Annotated in this window: 21 protein-coding genes and 1 pseudogene; 12 read left to right on the top strand and 10 right to left on the bottom strand. The window is 71.0% G+C overall.

The window, feature by feature from the left end; translation table 11 throughout:
- Nucleotides 1-83: 83 nt before the first annotated feature.
- Nucleotides 84-908 carry a helix-turn-helix domain-containing protein gene (locus BJ961_RS01830; protein ID WP_271416938.1) on the bottom strand — a complete coding sequence of 275 codons (825 nt, stop codon included), beginning with the start codon at nucleotides 906-908 and terminating at the stop codon, nucleotides 84-86.
- A 357-nt stretch (nucleotides 909-1,265) separates the two neighbouring features.
- On the opposite strand from BJ961_RS01830, the gene BJ961_RS01825 reads away from it, so the two are divergent.
- Nucleotides 1,266-1,751: an ATP-binding protein gene (locus BJ961_RS01825; RefSeq protein ID WP_381158240.1), complete on the top strand. Its 486-nt coding sequence runs from the start codon at nucleotides 1,266-1,268 to the stop codon at nucleotides 1,749-1,751.
- Between the two features lie 57 nt (nucleotides 1,752-1,808).
- Here BJ961_RS01825 and BJ961_RS01820 read toward each other — a convergent pair whose 3' ends face one another.
- From BJ961_RS01820 to rpmG, 5 genes are all read right to left on the bottom strand, one after another.
- Complete coding sequence (locus BJ961_RS01820; RefSeq protein ID WP_059301673.1) at nucleotides 1,809-2,060, bottom strand: DUF397 domain-containing protein; 252 nt, start codon at nucleotides 2,058-2,060, stop codon at nucleotides 1,809-1,811.
- Between the two features lie 305 nt (nucleotides 2,061-2,365).
- Nucleotides 2,366-2,605 carry a 30S ribosomal protein S18 gene (gene rpsR / locus BJ961_RS01815; protein WP_271319561.1) on the bottom strand — a complete coding sequence of 80 codons (240 nt, stop codon included), beginning with the start codon at nucleotides 2,603-2,605 and terminating at the stop codon, nucleotides 2,366-2,368.
- 3 nt (nucleotides 2,606-2,608) lie between these two features.
- The gene (locus BJ961_RS01810) at nucleotides 2,609-3,799 is read right to left on the bottom strand and encodes a CobW family GTP-binding protein (RefSeq protein WP_271319560.1); all 1,191 of its coding nucleotides are present in this window, start codon (nucleotides 3,797-3,799) and stop codon (nucleotides 2,609-2,611) included.
- Nucleotides 3,796-4,050 carry a type B 50S ribosomal protein L31 gene (locus BJ961_RS01805; RefSeq protein WP_271319559.1) on the bottom strand — a complete coding sequence of 85 codons (255 nt, stop codon included), beginning with the start codon at nucleotides 4,048-4,050 and terminating at the stop codon, nucleotides 3,796-3,798. Before BJ961_RS01805 ends, BJ961_RS01810 begins: the two co-directional genes overlap by 4 nt.
- Nucleotides 4,051-4,056: 6 nt before the next feature.
- On the bottom strand, nucleotides 4,057-4,221 hold the full coding sequence (gene rpmG / locus BJ961_RS01800; RefSeq protein ID WP_059301677.1) for a 50S ribosomal protein L33: 165 nt from the start codon (nucleotides 4,219-4,221) through the stop codon (nucleotides 4,057-4,059).
- A gap of 72 nt (nucleotides 4,222-4,293) precedes the next feature.
- Here rpmG and rpmB point away from each other — a divergent pair, with 72 nt between their 5' ends.
- Genes rpmB through BJ961_RS01785 form a run of 3 tightly spaced genes read left to right on the top strand, consistent with a single transcriptional unit; the run spans nucleotide 4,294 to nucleotide 5,533 of the window.
- Complete coding sequence (gene rpmB / locus BJ961_RS01795; RefSeq protein WP_271319558.1) at nucleotides 4,294-4,530, top strand: 50S ribosomal protein L28; 237 nt, start codon at nucleotides 4,294-4,296, stop codon at nucleotides 4,528-4,530.
- The gene (rpsN, locus tag BJ961_RS01790) at nucleotides 4,530-4,835 is read left to right on the top strand and encodes a 30S ribosomal protein S14 (protein WP_271319557.1); all 306 of its coding nucleotides are present in this window, start codon (nucleotides 4,530-4,532) and stop codon (nucleotides 4,833-4,835) included. The genes rpmB and rpsN overlap by 1 nt, the downstream gene beginning before the upstream one ends.
- A gap of 53 nt (nucleotides 4,836-4,888) precedes the next feature.
- Nucleotides 4,889-5,533, top strand: a complete 645-nt coding sequence (locus BJ961_RS01785) for a hypothetical protein (RefSeq protein ID WP_333782072.1) — start codon at nucleotides 4,889-4,891, stop codon at nucleotides 5,531-5,533.
- 32 nt (nucleotides 5,534-5,565) lie between these two features.
- On the opposite strand, the gene BJ961_RS01780 is transcribed toward BJ961_RS01785, so the two are convergent.
- A complete protein-coding gene (locus BJ961_RS01780) occupies nucleotides 5,566-6,732 on the bottom strand; it encodes a DUF2786 domain-containing protein (RefSeq protein ID WP_271319556.1) in 1,167 nt (388 codons plus the stop codon).
- A gap of 86 nt (nucleotides 6,733-6,818) precedes the next feature.
- Between BJ961_RS01780 and BJ961_RS01775 the strand changes: the two genes are divergently transcribed.
- Genes BJ961_RS01775 through BJ961_RS35945 form a run of 3 tightly spaced genes read left to right on the top strand, consistent with a single transcriptional unit; the run spans nucleotide 6,819 to nucleotide 9,369 of the window.
- The gene (locus BJ961_RS01775; protein WP_271319555.1) at nucleotides 6,819-7,625 is read left to right on the top strand and encodes a Clp protease N-terminal domain-containing protein; all 807 of its coding nucleotides are present in this window, start codon (nucleotides 6,819-6,821) and stop codon (nucleotides 7,623-7,625) included.
- A 53-nt stretch (nucleotides 7,626-7,678) separates the two neighbouring features.
- Nucleotides 7,679-9,220, top strand: coding sequence for a bifunctional 3'-5' exonuclease/DNA polymerase (locus BJ961_RS01770; RefSeq protein WP_271319554.1), 1,542 nt, complete (start codon nucleotides 7,679-7,681; stop codon nucleotides 9,218-9,220).
- 2 nt (nucleotides 9,221-9,222) lie between these two features.
- Nucleotides 9,223-9,369 carry a hypothetical protein gene (locus tag BJ961_RS35945; RefSeq protein ID WP_333782071.1) on the top strand — a complete coding sequence of 49 codons (147 nt, stop codon included), beginning with the start codon at nucleotides 9,223-9,225 and terminating at the stop codon, nucleotides 9,367-9,369.
- Between the two features lie 587 nt (nucleotides 9,370-9,956).
- Here the strand turns inward: BJ961_RS35945 and BJ961_RS01760 are convergent.
- A complete protein-coding gene (locus BJ961_RS01760) occupies nucleotides 9,957-11,468 on the bottom strand; it encodes an alpha/beta hydrolase (RefSeq protein ID WP_271319553.1) in 1,512 nt (503 codons plus the stop codon).
- A gap of 105 nt (nucleotides 11,469-11,573) precedes the next feature.
- Here BJ961_RS01760 and BJ961_RS01755 point away from each other — a divergent pair, with 105 nt between their 5' ends.
- Nucleotides 11,574-12,386, top strand: coding sequence for a helix-turn-helix domain-containing protein (locus tag BJ961_RS01755; protein ID WP_271319552.1), 813 nt, complete (start codon nucleotides 11,574-11,576; stop codon nucleotides 12,384-12,386).
- Nucleotides 12,387-12,610: 224 nt separating this feature from the next.
- Complete coding sequence (locus BJ961_RS01750) at nucleotides 12,611-12,739, top strand: hypothetical protein (RefSeq protein ID WP_271417277.1); 129 nt, start codon at nucleotides 12,611-12,613, stop codon at nucleotides 12,737-12,739.
- 119 nt (nucleotides 12,740-12,858) lie between these two features.
- On the opposite strand, the pseudogene BJ961_RS01745 reads toward BJ961_RS01750, so the two are convergent.
- A pseudogene (locus BJ961_RS01745) lies at nucleotides 12,859-12,909 on the bottom strand (hypothetical protein); the annotation flags it as partial.
- Nucleotides 12,910-13,111: 202 nt separating this feature from the next.
- Nucleotides 13,112-13,723 carry a TetR/AcrR family transcriptional regulator gene (locus BJ961_RS01740; protein WP_271319551.1) on the bottom strand — a complete coding sequence of 204 codons (612 nt, stop codon included), beginning with the start codon at nucleotides 13,721-13,723 and terminating at the stop codon, nucleotides 13,112-13,114.
- Between the two features lie 142 nt (nucleotides 13,724-13,865).
- Here BJ961_RS01740 and BJ961_RS01735 point away from each other — a divergent pair, with 142 nt between their 5' ends.
- From BJ961_RS01735 to BJ961_RS01725, 3 genes are all read left to right on the top strand, one after another.
- Nucleotides 13,866-14,513, top strand: a complete 648-nt coding sequence (locus tag BJ961_RS01735; protein WP_271319550.1) for a hypothetical protein — start codon at nucleotides 13,866-13,868, stop codon at nucleotides 14,511-14,513.
- 312 nt (nucleotides 14,514-14,825) lie between these two features.
- On the top strand, nucleotides 14,826-16,238 hold the full coding sequence (locus BJ961_RS01730) for an alpha/beta hydrolase (RefSeq protein WP_271319549.1): 1,413 nt from the start codon (nucleotides 14,826-14,828) through the stop codon (nucleotides 16,236-16,238).
- Between the two features lie 322 nt (nucleotides 16,239-16,560).
- Nucleotides 16,561-17,214, top strand: a complete 654-nt coding sequence (locus BJ961_RS01725) for a hypothetical protein (protein ID WP_271319548.1) — start codon at nucleotides 16,561-16,563, stop codon at nucleotides 17,212-17,214.
- Nucleotides 17,215-17,289: the final 75 nt, after the last annotated feature.

Here is a 17,289-nt window from a genome sequence, read left to right as displayed (position 1 = left end):
GAATCCCTCAATCCCCTGAGCTGCCGCAGCCGCCGCGAGCGAACCGAGCGAGCCGCCTGATTGCGCGTCATCGTACTTATGTTTCAGGAGAGTTGAAGGAGTCCCCGCAGAAGGTCCCGGCTCTCGTCCGGCCCCGGACTGTCCTGCTGGAGTTCCTTGAGCGCCGTCTCGTACTGGGTGACGTCCTCGTGCTTGTCCAGGTACAGCGCGCTGGTGAGCTGCTCCAGGTAGACGACGTCGGAGAGGTCGGACTCGGGGAAGCTGAGGATCGTGAACGCGCCACTCTCGCCGGAGTGCCCGCCGAAGCCGAACGGCATGATCTGAAGGCGGACATGGGGGTGTTCGGACATCTCGATCAGGTGCTGGAGCTGGCCGCGCATCACCGCGCGGTCGCCGTAGGGGCGGCGCAGGGCGGCCTCGTCGAGCACGATGTGGAACTCGGGGGCGTTCTCCGCGACGAGGTGCTTCTGCCGCTCCAGGCGCAGTGCCACCCGGCGTTCGACGTCCGCCTCGCCGGCGCCCTTCATGCCGCGCCGGACGACCGCGCGGGCGTACTCCTCGGTCTGCAGCAGGCCGTGCACGAACTGCACCTCGTAGACCCGGATCAGCGAGGCGGCGCCCTCCAGGCCGACGTAGGTGGGGAACCAGCTGGGCAGCACGTCGGAGTAACTGTGCCACCACCCCGCGACGTTGGCCTCCTTGGCCAGGGACAGCAGGGAGTTGCGCTCCTGCTCGTCCGTGATGCCGTACAGCGTCAGCAGGTCCTCGACGTCCCTCGTCTTGAAGCTCACCCGGCCCAGCTCCATCCGGCTGATCTTCGATTCGGAGGCGCGGATCGAGTAGCCCGCCGCCTCGCGCGTGATCCCCCGCGTCTCACGCAGTCGCCTGAGTTGTGATCCGAGCAGCATGCGCCGCACCACCGATCCGGGCTCTCCCGCGCTCACGTTCGCCAGCCTCCCCAACCGTCTTCAGGGGCCGAAGTCTGCCACTAAAACACTCCGAGCAGTACTCGTCCGGTTACGGAAACGGAATCGAGCCAAAGGAAACGGGCAGGACCGTGCGGGAAGCGGCCCGGAACCGGCCGCGACAGGAGGTGGGAAGGGGGCGAAGATGACGGAAAAATTGGCCAACAAGCGGTACGGGCAGGTCCATTTCGGTCACCTGCACGTGCATCTGCCCTTGCATCTGCGGTACGCATCCGAAACCATGGGCCCCGCACCACCGCGCCGCATCGCTACGACCGCGAATTCCCGGGAGTGCCTCGCATGGGGACGAATGGATCGACCATGCTCGAGCCGTTACGGCAGGGCCTTCCGCCACTCGACCCCGCGGCCGTCTCCAACGCCGCCTCCTGCGCCCTGCCGCCGCGTTACGAAGCGGTGCGCGAGGCCCGCGGGTTCACCCGCAGGACCCTCGACGGCTGGGGCGTCGACGACCGCTTCGACGACGCCTGCCTGGTGGTCTCCGAACTCGTCACCAACGCCCTGCGCCACGCGCTGCCAGCGGACACCCCGCGGCACGGGGAGCACAACGGCCCCGTCCGCCTGCACCTGATGCGCTGGACGGAGCGGCTGGTGTGCGCGGTGCGCGACCCCAGTCACAACAGCCCGGTGGCCCGCGAGGCGGACGACTTCTCGGCGGAGTCGGGCCGGGGCCTGTTCCTCGTCGACTCCTTCAGCGACAGCTGGGGCTGGCACCCGCTCGCCGGGACGCTCGACGGCAAGGTCGTCTGGGCGCTGTTCCGCCTCTGAGGACCCGCCGCGATCCGCTCGCGGCGGGTGCGCGGCCGGCTCGTGGCCGACTCACGATCAGCTCGCGATCAGGTGGTCGAACTCGCCGTCCTTGATACCCAGCAGCATGGCCTCGATCTCGGCGCGCGTGTAGACGAGCGCGGGGCCGTCGGGGAAGCGCGAGTTGCGCACCGCGACCGCGCCGTCGGGCAACCGCGCGAACTCCACGCACGAGCCCTGCGAGTTGCTGCGCCGGCTCTTCTGCCAGGCAGCGTCGTGCAACTGCGTGGCGGCCATGCCGTTGTACACGTCGTACACGTCGTGGTCCACAGGTCGCTCCCCGGTGGTGCACTGGCTGATGTGGCCATTGATGCAGTGGTCAACTGATCCGGATCATAACCCTGTTCACGTGCGGATGCATGAGCAAATGCACGTGCACGCGCGGTGTTCCCGCGGTTACAGCTTTGACGACCGCTTTACCGAGTCCTGCTCTCTTGGACGCCGGGTCCCAGGGAGTCGTTCCCGCATGTGCCCCCGAATTCGAAGAATATGCAACAACATGCGACAACACCGGGTCACGCCCGTACGAGCGTGACCCGGTGTCGTCACCGGTGCGGGAGGTGCGGCGCCCCGGGTCAGCGCACCCGGTAGGGCAGCAGCGCCATCTCGCGCGCGTTCTTGATCGCGGCGGCCAGCTGCCGCTGCTGCTGGGACGTCACGCGCGTGACGCGGCGGCTGCGGATCTTGCCGCGGTCGGAGACGAACTTCCGCAGCAGGTCGGTGTCCTTGTAGTCGACGTACGTCACTCCCGCCCGGTCCAGCGGATTGGCGCGCTGCCGGGCGGGCCTGCGGTCGCTCTTGCGGGGTGTGGGCACGGGTCAGACCTCCAGGAGGGTGTCGAAGGCGGGCGGCAGCCGTTCCCAGGCGGCCTGCCCGGCCGCGTACTCGGCGTCGGTCAGCAGACAGGACTCCAGGAGCCGTGCCAGGCCGTCGCGGTCGAGCCCGGGCGACGTGAAGACGAGGTGCTGGCAGCGGTCGCCGTGCTCGGGGTCCCAGTCCAGCGCGGCGGCGGCACGGCGCACGGGCGGTACCAGCTCCCAGGCGGCGTCGGGCAGCGAGGCGAGCCACGGCCCCGCGCTCTCCACGCACAGGGCGCCGCCGGCCGCGTCCCAGTGCAGCAGCGTGTCCCCCTTGCCGGCGAGCCAGAACCGGCCCCGGCTGCGGGCCGCGGCGCACGTCAGGTCCTCCAGCGCCGCGTACAGCCGCTCCAGGTGGAAGGGGCGGCGGCGGTGCCAGACCAGGGTGGCCACGCCGTGCGCGTCGGCCTCGGCGGGCAGCAGGGCGCAGGCCGGGTGCTGGGCGGCGGCCGCGGCCTCCACGTCGAACCCGGCGAGGGCGGCCCGCGCCAGCTCCGGGCTCGCGTGGGGTGCGCCCGCCGGGTTCCCGTGGCCGATCGGGACCCGGCGGGCCGTCGGATGCAGCTGGGCCAGCAGCTCGCGGTCCTCGTCGTCGGCCTCCGGGGAGCCGGGGAGGGACTCGGCGAGCGCGAGGACGGAGGCGTACTCCAGCTGCCGCGCGAAGGTGTCGGCGACGGTGCGTTGATCGGTGGCCGCGGCGGCGAGACCGCCCTCGGCGAGGTCGTCGCCGTTGCCGAGGTACGGCAGGACGAGGGCCGGGTCGACGGCGGTGATCACGCCGGTGACGGTGAACCCGCCGGACGCCACCACCTCCGCCATCGCCTTGGGCTCGACGGAGTCCCACAGCTCGACGACCGCCAGCGGGGTGCCCCCGCTCTCCGCGAGCCGGACCAGCTCGGGGACGAGGTCCTCGCGCAGGGCGCAGCACGCGCAGTCGTTGACCAGGGGCGCCTCGCCCGCGGAGAGAATGCCGGTGGCGTCCCGCACGGTGCGGACGACCGTGCCCGCGGTGGCCGTCGCCAGGTCGTGGTGGAGGACGACACTGCCGGGCACGTCGGCCAGCAGCCGCGCCACGGCCGCCCCGCGCGCGTCGGCGTGCAGCCCGCCGACGATCACCACCGGCAGCCCGTGCGGGCGGCCTCGCCCGCTCACGCCCCGCCCTCCTTCCCGTACCGGCGCTCGAAGCGCTCCACGCGTCCGGCGGTGTCCAGGACGCGGGCGGTGCCGGTGTAGAAGGGGTGGCTGACGTGGGAGATCTCGACGTCGACGACCGGGTAGGTGTGGCCGTCCTCCCACTCGACCGTGCGCTCACTGGTCATGGTCGAGCGGGTGAGGAAGGCGTAGTCGGCGGCGCGGTCGCGGAAGACGACCGGGCGGTACTCGGGGTGGATGCCCTCGCGCATGACTTCTCAGCGCTCCTCTCGGAAGTCGACGTGCCGGCCGGCCGTGGGGTCGTACTTGCGCAGGACCAGCCGGTCCGGGTCGTTGCGGCGGTTCTTGCGGGTGACGTAGGTGTAGCCGGTCCCGGCGGTGGACCGGAGCTTGATGACCGGACGGAGTTCGTTGCGTGCCATGCTGGTATCTTACTGAAAATGAATTCCATTAACAGCTAGGGGCTCTCAAGCCCGAAGGAGAGGTACGTCACCGTGTCCGCCCACTGCATGCTGACCGGGGCCCGGCCCGGTTTCGGCAACCGCATCTCCCACTCCCACCGGCGCACCTCGCGCCGCTTCGACCCCAACGTCCAGACGAAGCGCTACTGGCTGCCGAGCGAGAGCCGGCACGTGCGGCTGCGGCTGAGCACGAAGGGGATCAGGACGGTCGACTCGATCGGCGTCGAGGCGGCGGTGGCGCGCATCCGTGCCCGTGGAGTGAGGATCTGATGGCGAAGAAGAGCAAGATCGCGAAGAACGAGCAGCGGCGGGAGATCGTCGCGCGGTACGCGGCACGGCGGGCCGAGTTGAAGGAGACCGTCCGCCGCCCCTCCTCCACGGAGGCCGAACGGCTCGCCGCCCAGCGGGAACTGCGCAGGCAGCCCCGCGACGCCAGCCCCACGCGGGTGCGCAACCGCGACCAGGTGGACGGGCGCCCGCGCGGCTACTTCCGGACCTTCGGGCTGTCGCGAGTGAATCTGCGCGAGCAGGCGCACGCCGGACATCTGCCCGGGGTGCGCAAGTCGTCCTGGTAGCTTGCGGCTGTTCGGGGCCGAACCGGCCGTCCGGCTACAGCTTGGAGCTTCCGGTGACGTGGGCGACTGCGAAGAGCACGGCAAGCACGGCGAGTACGGGGAGTACGGCGAGCGCGCCCAGTACGGCGAGCGCGGCGAGCGTCGTCGGCCCGGGCCTCCCGTCCGGCGGGGTCCCGCGCCGCCGGGGACGGCGGTCGGTGCGGGCCGCGGTGCCGGCGCTCGGGCTGGTGGGCGCGCTGGCCCTGACGGCGTGCACCGACGGCGGGGGCTCCGACGACGGCGGCTCGGGCGGCGACGCCAAGCCTTCGGCGACCTCCGGCGCGTCCGCGAGCACGGACCCGGGCGAAGGCACCGGAGGCACCGGCGGCTCGCCGTCCGCCGCGGGCGGGCTGGAGGGCAGCTGGCTGGCGACCACCGGCGGCCAGGCCGTCGCGCTGGTGGTCACCGGCGACAAGGCGGGCCTCTTCGCCACCGGCGGGACCGTGTGCAGCGGTACCGCGAGCGAGCAGTCCGGCACCCGGACGATCCGCCTCACCTGCAACGACGGGAACGACGACCGCGCGAACGGCGAGGTCCGGTCGGTCGGCGCCACCACGCTCGAGGTGACCTGGGAGGGCGGTCTCGGCGAGGAGACGTACACCCGGTCCGAGGGCGGGTCGATGCCGCCCGGCCTGCCGACGGCGGGCCTCGGTTCCTGAGCCCGTCCGCCCCCGCCCGGCCCGGACGGGCCCTACGGCAGCGGACGGCGGCGGCCGACGCGGGCGCGGTCGGCCGCGCGGGTGCCCTCCGTCCAGCCGGCCTCGTCGCTCACGCCGCGCAGGCGGGTCGTGGTCGTCTCGGGAAACATGCGCTCCGTCCGGTCGGTGACCGCCGCCTCCCGCGAGGCGAGGACCGGCAGCAGGTCCACGTCCACCGCCGCGCCGTTGCCGGCGGTGGCCGCCTCGGCCGCGGCCCGCAGCCGGGAGCCCGCGCGGTGGGCGTAGGCGGCGAGGAACGACTGGCGGAAGGTCTTGGTGCGCTTGCGCCCGCCGGCCCGCTGACCGGCCTCCGCCTTCGTCATCGCCGCCTCGGCCTGCACCAGCAGTGAGGTGTAGAGGAGCTCGACCGCCTCCAGGTCGGTCTCGAAGCCGACGACGGTGGAGAAGCCGAAGGGCTCGTTCCACACGGCCCGGCAGTGGTTGGCGTCGGCCACCGCGTCCAGGAGCAGCGCCTTGGCCTGCTCGTAGGGTTGCTCCACGCCGATCCGGCAGGCGCCCGGGGCGTTTGGCGAGGCGGCGTGCGCCTGCCCCCGCGCGGCCAGCAGCGCCTCGTCGACGCTGTGCCGGGCCATCAGCTCCTGCGCCTTGGCGCTCAGCGCCTCCGCCTCCTCGGGATACCCGGTCGCCTCCGCCTTGGCGAGCAGCGCGCGGATCCGGGCGAGGGCACGGGACTCGGGCCGGTCACCGCTGGCCCGGTGCGCGCCCTTCCCCGCCGCCCCCATCTCCAGGGGCTCCAGGCCGGGCAGCCGCAGCAGCAGGCGGTACAGCTCCAGTACGGCGGTGGCGTGCGAGAAGCGGTCGGTGCGGGGCGGCGGCGTCGCCTCCGCGTCCGGCAGGTCGTCGAGCTGCGCGGCCCAGCGGGGACCGCGTGCGCGGTCGTGCGGCGCCCGAGTCCGGATCAGCGCGGCCACCAGCCGTACGTGCGGGTCGTCGAGTTCGCGCCGGACGATCCGCACGAGGTCGGCCGGCTGCCACCCGCGCCGCCACGCCGCGTCCACGAACTCCCCGCCGCGCCGGGCCAGTTCCGCGTCGGCCGTCGGGTCGGCCGCGAGCAGCGAGGCGGCGGTGTCGAGGGTGTCGTCGGTGGTGCCGTACAGGGCGGTCTCGAAGGCGCGGTCGACGGTCCGGGGCGTACTCACCCGGCCGATGGTGCCACGACTTCCACGACCGCAGAGACTGTCAACCATCGGTTGACACCCCCGCAAGCGCAACCTACGGTTGACACATGACGACGAACCCGAGCACCACGTCATCCACGTCATCCGTACGCCTCGACGACCTCATCACCGCGATCAAGAAGGTGCATCCGGAGCCCCTGGAACAGCTCCAGGACGCCGTCATCGCCGGCGAGCACCTCGGCGAGGTGGCCGACCACCTCATCGGCCACTTCGTGGACCAGGCCCGGCGTTCCGGCGCCTCCTGGACGGACATCGGCAAGAGCATGGGGGTCACCCGGCAGGCGGCGCAGAAGCGCTTCGTGCCCAAGGAATCGGCGGACCTGGACGCGAACCAGGGCTTCAACCGCTACACGCCCCGCGCGCGCAACGTCGTGATGGCCGCCCACAACGCGGCCAAGACCGCGGGGAACACCGAGGGCCTGCCCGAGCACCTCGTCCTCGGCCTGGTCACCGAACGCGAGAGCCTCTCCGCCAAGGCGGTCGCCGCGCAGGGCGTGACCTTGGACGCGATCCGCGAGGCGGCGACCGCGGCGCTCCCACCGGCCGCCGCGGAGGTGCCCGAGCTGGTGCCGTACGGCCCCGCGGCCAAGAAGGTCCTCGAACTCACCTTCCGCGAGGCCCTGCGCCTCGGTCACAACTACATCGGCACGGAGCACGTCCTGCTCGCCCTGCTGGAGCACGAGGACGGCGCGGGCGTGCTGAGCGGGCTCGGTCTCGCCAAGGAGGCGACCGAGCGGTACGTGGCCGAGGCGGTGGCGGAGTTCATCCAGCTCACCGAGGAGAAGACCGAGGAGAAGGCCGCGGAGAAGACCACGGAGACCGGGTCGGCGGGGCCCACGCCCGAAGAGGGCTGAGGCCGGCCGTCGCCGCGCGGGCGTTGTCAGACCCGCCTGCGACACTCGCGTACATGACCCGGAGGTGCGCGCTCGCGGTGGCCGAGGGCGGCGGCGTGGAGGTCGCCGCCCTCGGCCCCGACGGGCTGCCCGCCGGGCCGGTGCGGCGGGAGCCCGACCTCGCCGGGGCGGTGCGCAGCAGACCCGAGGTCACGCGCTGGGTGTGGCGGTCCACCGCCGAGATCGCACCGCGCCTGCTCGCCGAGGGGGTGCGGGTGGAGCGGTGCTACGACGTGGAAGCCGCCGAAACGCTCCTGCTCGGCCACGAGGGGAGGTACGGGGAGCCGCACTCGGCCGCGGCCGCCCTGGCCCGGCTGCACGGCGGCCCCGTCCCGCCCGACCCACCGCAGCGCTCCGCCGAGCCCGGCGCGCAGTCCCCGCTGTTCGAACCCCAGGCCGTCCACCTCCCCCTGTCCGACCTGCTCGCCGTCTACGCCGAGCAGCAGCGCCGCCACGACCGTTCGGCGCACCCCGGCCGACTGCGCCTGCTGACGGCCGCCGAGTCGGCGGGGATGCTGGTGGCCGCCGAGATGAACCGCGCGGGGCTGCCCTGGCGGGCCGACGTGCACCGCGAGGTGCTGCACGACCTGCTGGGCGAGCGGTACGCGGGCGGGGGCGAGCCGCGCCGCCTGGCCGAGCTGGCCGAGGAGGTGTCCGCCGCCTTCGGCCGCCGGGTGCGGCCCGACCTGCCCGCCGACGTGGTCAGGGCCTTCGGGCAGGCGGGCGTCAAGGTCGGCTCCACCCGCCGCTGGGAGCTGGAGTCGCTCGACCACCCGGCCGTGAAGCCCCTCATCGAGTACAAGAGGCTGTACCGGATCTGGGTCGCCCACGGCTGGTCCTGGCTCCAGGACTGGGTGCGCGACGGACGGTTCCGCCCCGAGTTCCTGGCGGGCGGCACCGTCACCGGGCGCTGGGTGACCAACGGCGGGGGCGGGCTGCAGATCCCCAAGGTGATCCGGCGGGCCGTCGTGGCCGACCCGGGCTGGCGGCTGGTCGTCGCCGACGCCGACCAGATGGAGCCGCGCGTGCTGGCGGCGATCTCCCGCGACCCCGGTCTGATGGAGGTGGCCGGCCGGGAGAGCGACCTCTACCAGGCGGTCTCCGACCGCGCCTTCTCCGGCGACCGCGCCCAGGCCAAGCTCGCCGTGCTCGGCGCGGTGTACGGCCAGACCTCCGGCGACGGCCTCAAGAACCTCGCCGCTCTGCGACGCCGCTTCCCCCGCGCGGTGGCGTACGTCGACGACGCGGCCCGCGCGGGCGAGGAGGGCCGGCTCGTGCGCACCTGGCTGGGCCGCACCTGCCCGCCCGCGGCGGCGCGGCCGACGGCGCCGAGGAGGCGGGCCTGCCGCAGGACGACGCCCCGGACGCCCCGGGCCGCCCGCACGAGTGGGTGCCGGGCTACGCGTCGACCGACGCCCGCGCGCGGGGCCGCTTCGCCCGCAACTTCGTCGTCCAGGGCAGCGCCGCCGACTGGACGCTGCTCCTGCTCGCGGCCCTGCGGCAGACCTGCGCGGACCTGGCGGCCGAGCTGGTCTTCTTCCAGCACGACGAGGTGATCGTGCACTGTCCCGAGGAGGAGGCCGACACCGTCGTCGCGGCGATCCGGGACGCGGCCGAACTGGCGGGACGGCTGACGTTCGGGACGACGCCGGTGCGGTTCCCGTTCACTACGGCGGTGGTGGAGTGCTACGCGGACGCGAAGTGACCGGCGTACGGGCCGGACTGCCACCGACCTGTCCGGCCTGCCCAACCCCAGATCACTAGCTACCTGGCCTGGGGTTCGATAGAGCCGCCTTCGGGATTCGAACCCGAGACCTACCCATTACGAGACCGTGAGCGATCATGCCGGGGAATGCCCTGCCGTACCGTCTCGTGACATTTTTCCTGGTCAGAGCATCTGCACCAGCTCGGCCCGTGCCATCTCGTGCCGCACCGTCCAAAGGCGTCTGTCCACCGCCCGTCCACCGGCGAAGTCGATCGGCCGCTCATCCCCGTCCGACCTCGCGGCTCTCACGGAAGACCGCGCACATGGGACCGAAGGCACTAGGTCGACTGTGCCTTCCCCACAACGCCCGGCCGCCCGGCACCTTCGCAGGAACCGTCCCGGGCGACGCATCGGGACCCTGGTACCAAGGGCGCTGGGTCTCCGATGCGCTGCTACACCATTCACCGGCCCTGATCCCGGCCCTGATCCCGCTCCGGAAGGGCGCACTGCTGACGCGGCGAACCAGTCGACGGGTACGCCGGAAGATGTCGGCGGCGGACGGGGTGCCGGCGGCGCGGGTCCGGTGGTCAATCCGCGCGGCAGAGGGTGTCCTTCGTCGGCATCTTGCCCTCGACGAGGTAGCGGGTGGTGGTGTTCAGCGCGCAGGAGTTCTTGCCCAGTACGTAGACGCCGTGCCCGCTGTCGTCGACGCTGACCAGCCGGGCGCGGTCGCCGAACTTCTGGCGCAGCATCTCCCCGCCCACGTGCGGGGTCGACGCGTCCCTGCGGTTTTGCAGGAGCAGTACGTTGCGCGGGCCTTCGGTGTCGACCTCCACGGGCGGTTCGGCGGGGGCGTGCGGCCAGAAGGCGCAGGGTGTGATGTTGGCGGTGGCGGCGCCGTACAGCGGGTAGCGCTCACGGTCCTCGGCGACGCCCCGACGGTAGGTGTTGACGTCCTCGGGCCACTCGACGTCGTTGCAGGTGACGGCGAGGAACACGGTCAGGGCGTTGTCGGTCGGCGATACCGGCCCGTCCGTCCCTTCCTGCTGGAGGGCTCGCAGGTCACGGACCGTGGCCTCGTCGCCTTCGAGCAGCGTCTGCCAGGTCTGCGCCAGCGCGGGGTACTGCGTCTGCTTGAAGAGGTGGCCGAATGTCAGGAGGCGGAAGAGGGGCCCGTCGATCCCTGCGACGGGAACCTCGTCGAGTCTGCCGGCGATGGTGAGGTAGGACGCCCGGACCTGGCTGGGTGTGCGGCCCAGGCCGTAGCTGTCGTGGCGGCTGGCGGCCCACTTCGCGAAGTCCGGCAGGGTCTGTTCCATGCCGAGCGCGTAGCGGCGCATGGCGTCGCGGTTGAGGTGGGTGTCTCCGATGTTGCTGTCGAGCACCATTCGGTCGGAGCGCTCGGGGAACATCGACGCGTAGGCGGCGCCGAGTGCCGTGCCGTAGGAGTAGCCCAGGTAGCTGGTCTTCTTTTCACCGAGCGCGGCCCGGATCCGGTCCAGGTCGCGGGCGGTGTTCGCGGTGGTGAGGTGACGCAGCCGGCCGTCGTCGTCGTTGTCCGCGCACTGCTTGGCTGCCTGCTCGGCGACCTTGGCCTGTGCGGTGACCGCGGCGTCGTCGACCGCGTAGGGCGGGATGTTGGAGTAGTAGGGGCTGTCGGTGGTGAAGCCGCAACTGACCGGTGTGGAATGACCGATCCCACGGGTGTCCATGCCGATCAGGTCGTAGCGGTCGGTGACGCTGCTGGGCAGGCCTTGGGCCACCAGCAGTGCGGACAGCGCCAGCCCGGATCCGCCGGGGCCGCCCGGGTTGAGCATGAGAATGCCGCGCCGCTTGTCCGGGTCGGCGGCGGCCAGCCGGGAGACGGTGAGGTCGATCTGTTCGCCGTCCGAGTGGGCGTAGTCCAGCGGCACGGACACTGCGGCGCACTGCAGTACGGTCGGAGCGGCTTCTGCCACGATGTCGTCGGGGCACTGGCCCCACTTCGTCTGAGGCGTTTTCGTGTCGTCGGCGGCGGCGGGCAGAGTGGTCACTGACGAGCCCAGGCCGATGACCGCCAGGAGGGCCAGGCTTCGGCCGACACTGCTGTGCCTTTTCATGTCCAGTCTCCGCATACCTGTGTGTGGGGCGTGGTCGCGACCAGCCCACTCCCTGCCCCTGGGGCAAGGTCAATGACTGGCCGCCGGAAACGGCCGGAGTTGACCGTGCCCCAGGGGCAGGGTTTTCAATGGCGGCCGGGCATGATCCTGGAGAGGGGGCTCCTGGTGGCGTGGAGTACCCGTCAGCTGGCGGAACTCGCGGGGACGACGGCCAAGGCCGTCCGTCACTACCACGAGATCGGCTTGCTGGATGAGCCGGAGCGAGCGTCCAACGGCTACAAGCGCTATGGCGTCAGCCATCTGGTGCGCCTGCTGCGTATCCGCAGACTGACCGACCTCGGAGTTGCCCTCGCGGATGTCCCTTCGGTGGAGAGCGGTGACGAGAAGGCGCGGCGGATCCTCCGGGACCTGGACGCCGAACTCGCGGCGGACATCGAACGCCGGCAGCGGATGCGGCGGGAACTGGCTGCCATCAGGGACAACCGGACCGCGCTCGACATGCCCCCTGGCCTCAAGACACTCGCCGACGACCTGCCCGAAACCCAGCGGTCCTTGCTGATGGCCTACTCCAGCATCCTCACACCCGAAGCGATGGCCGCCCTCCAAGAGCAGCTTTCGGGACCTCGCGGCGTCCTGGATGCGGAGTTCGCGACGCTCGACGAGAACGCTCCCGACGACGTACGGCAGCGGCTGGCCGAGCGCATGGCACCCGAAGTCCGCCGGCAGCACCGGGCCCACCCTGCTCTGGCCGACCTCGGGCTGGCCTCGCACCGGGAAAGGGCCGTTGCGGAATCGGTCGCCGTGCACGCACTGGTCGAGTTCCACAACCGCGCCCACCTCGACGTGCTGCGGCGCGTCCACACCATCCTCGTCGAGAACGACACCTCGGGAAGCGAGAGCAACGGCACCCAGCAGTGAGGGCGGCGCCGGGGAGTCACACGCCGCATTCGTGTCGTCCGCGCAGCGTCGTACCGGCTCACAGAAACGAGGCACATGCGGCAGTGGACCGCACGGACTACGGTTCGCTGGTGTCCAAGCGGGAGCGGTCGTGGCAACGACTCCGTCGTCCACGCGTCACACCATCAGGTGCACACTGGGATCCGCCCATAGAGTCACGAAACGGCGCTCTGAGAACGATCGCCGTGGGCATCCATGTCGGACAGGAGCCCGTCGAGCCGCTTCATGACGTCCACCTGGGCTGGATTGTAGAGATCGGTGATGGCTTCGCCGATGGTGCGGGCAGTGTGCTGTCGGCCGCGCGGGGCGTCTGAAGCGAGATCGCTGAGCCCGGGACGGCGGGCCCGGAGGCGTCGAACGTAAGGCACGAGACGCTGACGCCGTACTGCTTGTATCCGTTGGAGCGACGCTCCGGCTCTTCAAGCAATCGGATGTCGTGGCAATGGCGTACGGCCCTGAGGCTGACGCCGGCCAGCTCCGCCATCTCCCGGGTGCTCCACGCCATGATCGAAATCTCCCTCGCCGTCTGGTGCCGCGTCTTTGCGTGTCTCTGCGGTCGCCATCGAGAGTTCGAGTCCGGCAACTGCCCGGCGGGCGGATAGCCGCCGACCATGCCGGTCTGTCCACGCCGGTGCCCGTCGCACCGTGGTCTCGCGCCTCGGCGCCAAGGGGGGGGCTGGTCCGGTTCACGGCCGAGTCGGCCCGGCGGACGGTGCGAGTCCGGTGGAGAGGACGTGGTCGACCGCGGCGTTGAGGGTCTCGGTCTCGGCGATGAGGACGGATTCGCGGGTGGGCAGGGCGCGTTCGACCGAGAGTCCGTTGAGGACGGTGAGGAGGAATCTGACGTTGCGGGTGTGGTCTCCCGGGGGCAGTGCGCCTTCGCCGGCGAGCACAGCCAGCCAGTGTTCGACCAGGCGCTCCGCCTCCCGCTCATGGGCAAGGTATGCGGCGCGTACCGGTCCGGTCGGCTCGGGTTCGATGAAGTTCCGGTAGATCGTGCTCCATGCGGTTCGCGCGTCCTTATTGGTGCCGAGCGGTGCGAGAACCTGCCGCAGGCAGTTCAGCAGCCGTTCGTGGGGCGGCAGCGTCCGGTCGCGGATCGGGTCGCCGGGCAGCAGGTTGTCGTAGATCCGTGCGAGCAGGCTGTCCTGCAGGGCGCGCTGGGTGGGGAAGTGGAATCTCAGCGATCCGGTGCTCACTCCCGCACGCGCGGCGACCGCGCGCACGCTCAGCTTGGCCGTCATGTCCTCGGCGATCATCTCCGCAGCGGCCTGGAGGATCTTTTCCCGTGTTTCCATGCTCCGCTCTCCTTTACTTCTCCCACCACTTCTCCCACCTTTCTCAACTGTACTAGCACGCCGTACTAGTACAGCGTGCTAGCGTCCTTCTAACACGCCGTACTAGTGAGGGTGCGGCCGAGTGCGAAGGGGTGCGCGGAGCATGGCGTGGAAACAGTGGGCTGCATCGAAGCGCCTGAAGCCGGGAGACGGCCGGGAACTGCAGCGATTCCGCTGGTGGCAGCTCCCCTTTCGCTCCCTGTTCTGGCTACGGCTACCCGCTGCCGACGGGCCCGCCCGCCTGTACTCCGTCGACGTACGGCATTGGGCGCGGTTGGACAACAGCAGGATCCGGGCGCATCTGTTCCTGGACGGCAGGCATGTGGCCGAGTCGAAACTGCCCGCGCTCCTCCCTGTCGACGGGGGCGTCATCGAGGTGGCGATGAGCAGCTACGGCATCAAGCGCTGCCACTATCGCCCCTTGGGCGGACAGCCGTCTCAGCTCACGCCCGACCCCGCCTCCGCGGAGGGGCGGAGGGCGCGCTTCGGTGTCCGCCATCCGGGACTGAGCCGGGCGGTCGCCTTCGGGTCGGTGTTGCTGCTGGTCATCGGTGTGGGCCTGAACCTGCTGCAGCTCGCTGAACCCGTCTCTCACATCCCCCCCGTCACACAGCGGGTCGGAACCTTCGTATCGCCGATACACCTGCCGATCTGGCTGAACCTCGCACTGGGAGGCGGGGCCGTTCTGGCGAGCATGGAGCGCGCACTCCGCCTGCGGTACTCCTCCCTGCTCGACGCGGCCGGTCGCTGACTCATCGAAGCGAGGAAGGCGCGACCACGTCAGCCCTCTTCGGCCGGGCTCTCGCGCGACCGGCGCAGCCGGGCTGCAGGGCACGGCACAGGTTAGGACGAAAGGAAGATCATCATGATCCAGTTGAGGCCACGGGCCGCCGCCAGGTACGGGGCTGCGTTCGCCGCAGCCCTCATGGTCCTGACGGGGTGCTCGTCCGGGGCCTCAGGGCTGCGCAGCACGTCCGCAACGGGCGCGTCGGCACCGGCCCCCTCCCCTGACCCGCTCACGTGGAGCGCGTGCGGGAAGAACCTGGAATGCGCCACGATCAAGGTGCCGCAGGAATACACCGACCCCGAGGGCGCGCAGATCCCGCTCGCGGTCATGCGGCACCGGGCCACCGATCCCGACCAGCGCATCGGCAGCCTGGTCTTCAACCCGGGCGGACCCGGGGTCGCCGCCACCGAGACACTGCGTAATCTGCCCAAGACAGCCGGTACTCCGGGCGCTTTCTCGCCCGCTGTGCTCGCCAGATTCGACGTCATCGCGATGGACCCGCGCGGCGTCGGCCAATCGCAGGCCGTTCGCTGCCTGACCGACAAGCAGCGAGCCGACGCCGCCGGCACCTCCTTCGACCCGGCGATCCCCGGGGGCAAGCCTCTGCCGCGACTGCTGGCCGATGCCGCCGCGTTCACCGACGGCTGCGCCAAGAACCAGAACAAAAAGTTCCTGGCCAGCCTGTCCACCGACAACGTGGCCCGCGACATCGACCAGGTCCGTTCCGCGCTCGGCGAGGACAAGATCACGTACTACGGCTTGTCCTACGGGACCGTGGTCGGCCCGATGTACGCCACCCTGTTCCCCCACCGCGTCCGCCAGATGGTGCTCGACGCGCCCGTCGACACCAACCAGTGGTTCGGCAACTCCCTCCCCTTCCAGAACGACGTCGCCGTGGCAAGTGAGCGAACCCTCAACGCCTGGTTCAAGACCTGCCGCGCCGAAGGGGCCGCAGTGTGCCCGTTCGGGGCAGGCGACCCGGAGGCGGCGTTCGACACACTCATCGACACGCTGGAAGCGGAACCTCTGAAGATCGCACCCGCCAAGGGCGCCACCCCGGGTGGCGAACTCGACGGCGCCAAGGCCCTGGAGACCACCCGAGCCCTGGCCGGCGACCAGAACACCTGGCCGTTGCTGACCTCGGCGCTGCTGGCCGCACAGAAGGGCAACGGCGCACCCCTCCACACCCTGTGGAGCAGCGTCACGGTATCCCCCTTCCCCGTCCCCACCGCGATGTTCGAGACCCACACCGCCGTACGCTGCGCCGACTGGCAGACCCCGGCCGGCATCGCCGCGCACAAGGCCGCAGCCACCAAGGCTGTTGCTGAGGCGAAGCGGATCGGGACCCGGGCCGCCTACTCCGCCCTGAACTGCGCTCGGTGGCCCGCGCCGAACAAGGACCGCGTCACCAAGCCGCTCACAGGCGCCGGTGCGCCCCCGGCGCTGGTGGTCGCAGGCCGACTGGACCCCGTCACCCCCCACCACTGGGCCGAGAACATGACCCGGACCCTGGACTCCGCGGTCCTGCTCACACGTGAAGGAGTCGGACACGGCTCCTACGGCATCAACTCGTGTGTCAACAGCGCGGTTGACGCCGCACTCCTCCACGGCACACACCCCGCCGACGGCACCGTGTGCAAGACGGACACGCCCGCGACCACCCACCCCCTCGTCCCTGCGAGGCGTTGAGTCACAGCCGGCCGTCACCCGCCCACGCATACGCACGGCATGACCTCAGAACAGCGGAAGGACTTACTCCCGGGCTGACTGATGTTCAAGGCCCCAAGCTAAGGGCTGGCCCGCATTTCCCGCCGGGTGCCCGACGACAGCCAAGGCATCTCGTCACGTTGTCGGAGCGTCCCCATGCATCCAGTATGCGGACGCTCCTTCGCCTTGCGACGCACCGCGTCTGGGCGCCACGCGCTTGATCCACCGGGAATTGCGGGACAGCCCTCACGCAACCCACCCGGACCTCTTCTGGGCCTTGCGCGGCGGCGGCGACTTCGGCGTCGTGACCTCAGCACGAATCCGCCTGCACCCCGTACCGACCGTGTTCTCGGGAACCATCCTGTACCCGATCGACCACAGCGCCGGCATTCTTGCCGACCTCGGTGGGATCCTTCAGGACAGTCCCGACGAGCTGACGGTGGACGTGGGGTTCCTTCCCGGCCCGGACGGCAAGCCGACGGTGTACGTCGCGCCGACCTGGTCGGGGGATCCGGACGTGGGGAACGCCGAGAACGGGCCGGTACGCACCCTGGCCAGACTCGGTACACCCGTTCTCGCCGAAGTCGGACCGGTCGCCCGTTCCGCGACGCTGGCAGCGACGGACGCCCTGTTCCCACCTGGACGCATGGGTGCGATCCGCACACGGACCGTCCAGAGCGTCACGGGCTCCATCGCGACCGTCCTGGACCGAGCCGTCCGGGAGTTCACCTCACCCTTCTCCGCGATCGTCTGGCACCAGTTCCAAGGTGCAGCCACCCGCCCACCTCTCAGCTCCACGGCTTTCGGACGACGCGAACCACACCTCATGGTCGAGCTGATATCCATGTGGGAGAACGGCGAGAAGCAGGACCACCACACAGGCAGTGGCGACGGCAGGTCCTCGCACCTGCGCTGGCTGGAACCGGAGCAAATGACTACGCGGCGACCGAAGGGCTGAAATGCACCAGAACAGCAGGTCAGAGCCTTGCCGAAGCTCACAGGCGACAACGAAACAAACCTGCGACCTGCGCAT

The organism is Streptomyces lienomycini (genome assembly GCF_027947595.1).
Taxonomy (GTDB): domain Bacteria; phylum Actinomycetota; class Actinomycetes; order Streptomycetales; family Streptomycetaceae; genus Streptomyces; species Streptomyces lienomycini.
Note: the sequence above shows the minus strand (reverse complement) of the source record. Positions and strands in the feature narration are given on the sequence as shown.

Coding starts and splice junctions, on each gene's coding strand:
- BJ961_RS01830 (WP_271416938.1), bottom strand. CDS start 908: ATGCTGCTCGGATCACAACTCAGGCGACTGCGTGAGACGCGGGGGATC.
- BJ961_RS01825 (WP_381158240.1), top strand. CDS start 1,266: ATGGGGACGAATGGATCGACCATGCTCGAGCCGTTACGGCAGGGCCTT.
- BJ961_RS01805 (WP_271319559.1), bottom strand. CDS start 4,050: ATGCGCGAGGGCATCCACCCCGAGTACCGCCCGGTCGTCTTCCGCGAC.
- rpmG (WP_059301677.1), bottom strand. CDS start 4,221: ATGGCACGCAACGAACTCCGTCCGGTCATCAAGCTCCGGTCCACCGCC.
- rpsN (WP_271319557.1), top strand. CDS start 4,530: ATGGCGAAGAAGAGCAAGATCGCGAAGAACGAGCAGCGGCGGGAGATC.
- BJ961_RS01775 (WP_271319555.1), top strand. CDS start 6,819: ATGACGACGAACCCGAGCACCACGTCATCCACGTCATCCGTACGCCTC.
- BJ961_RS01770 (WP_271319554.1), top strand. CDS start 7,679: ATGACCCGGAGGTGCGCGCTCGCGGTGGCCGAGGGCGGCGGCGTGGAG.
- BJ961_RS01760 (WP_271319553.1), bottom strand. CDS start 11,468: ATGAAAAGGCACAGCAGTGTCGGCCGAAGCCTGGCCCTCCTGGCGGTC.
- BJ961_RS01740 (WP_271319551.1), bottom strand. CDS start 13,723: ATGGAAACACGGGAAAAGATCCTCCAGGCCGCTGCGGAGATGATCGCC.
- BJ961_RS01735 (WP_271319550.1), top strand. CDS start 13,866: ATGGCGTGGAAACAGTGGGCTGCATCGAAGCGCCTGAAGCCGGGAGAC.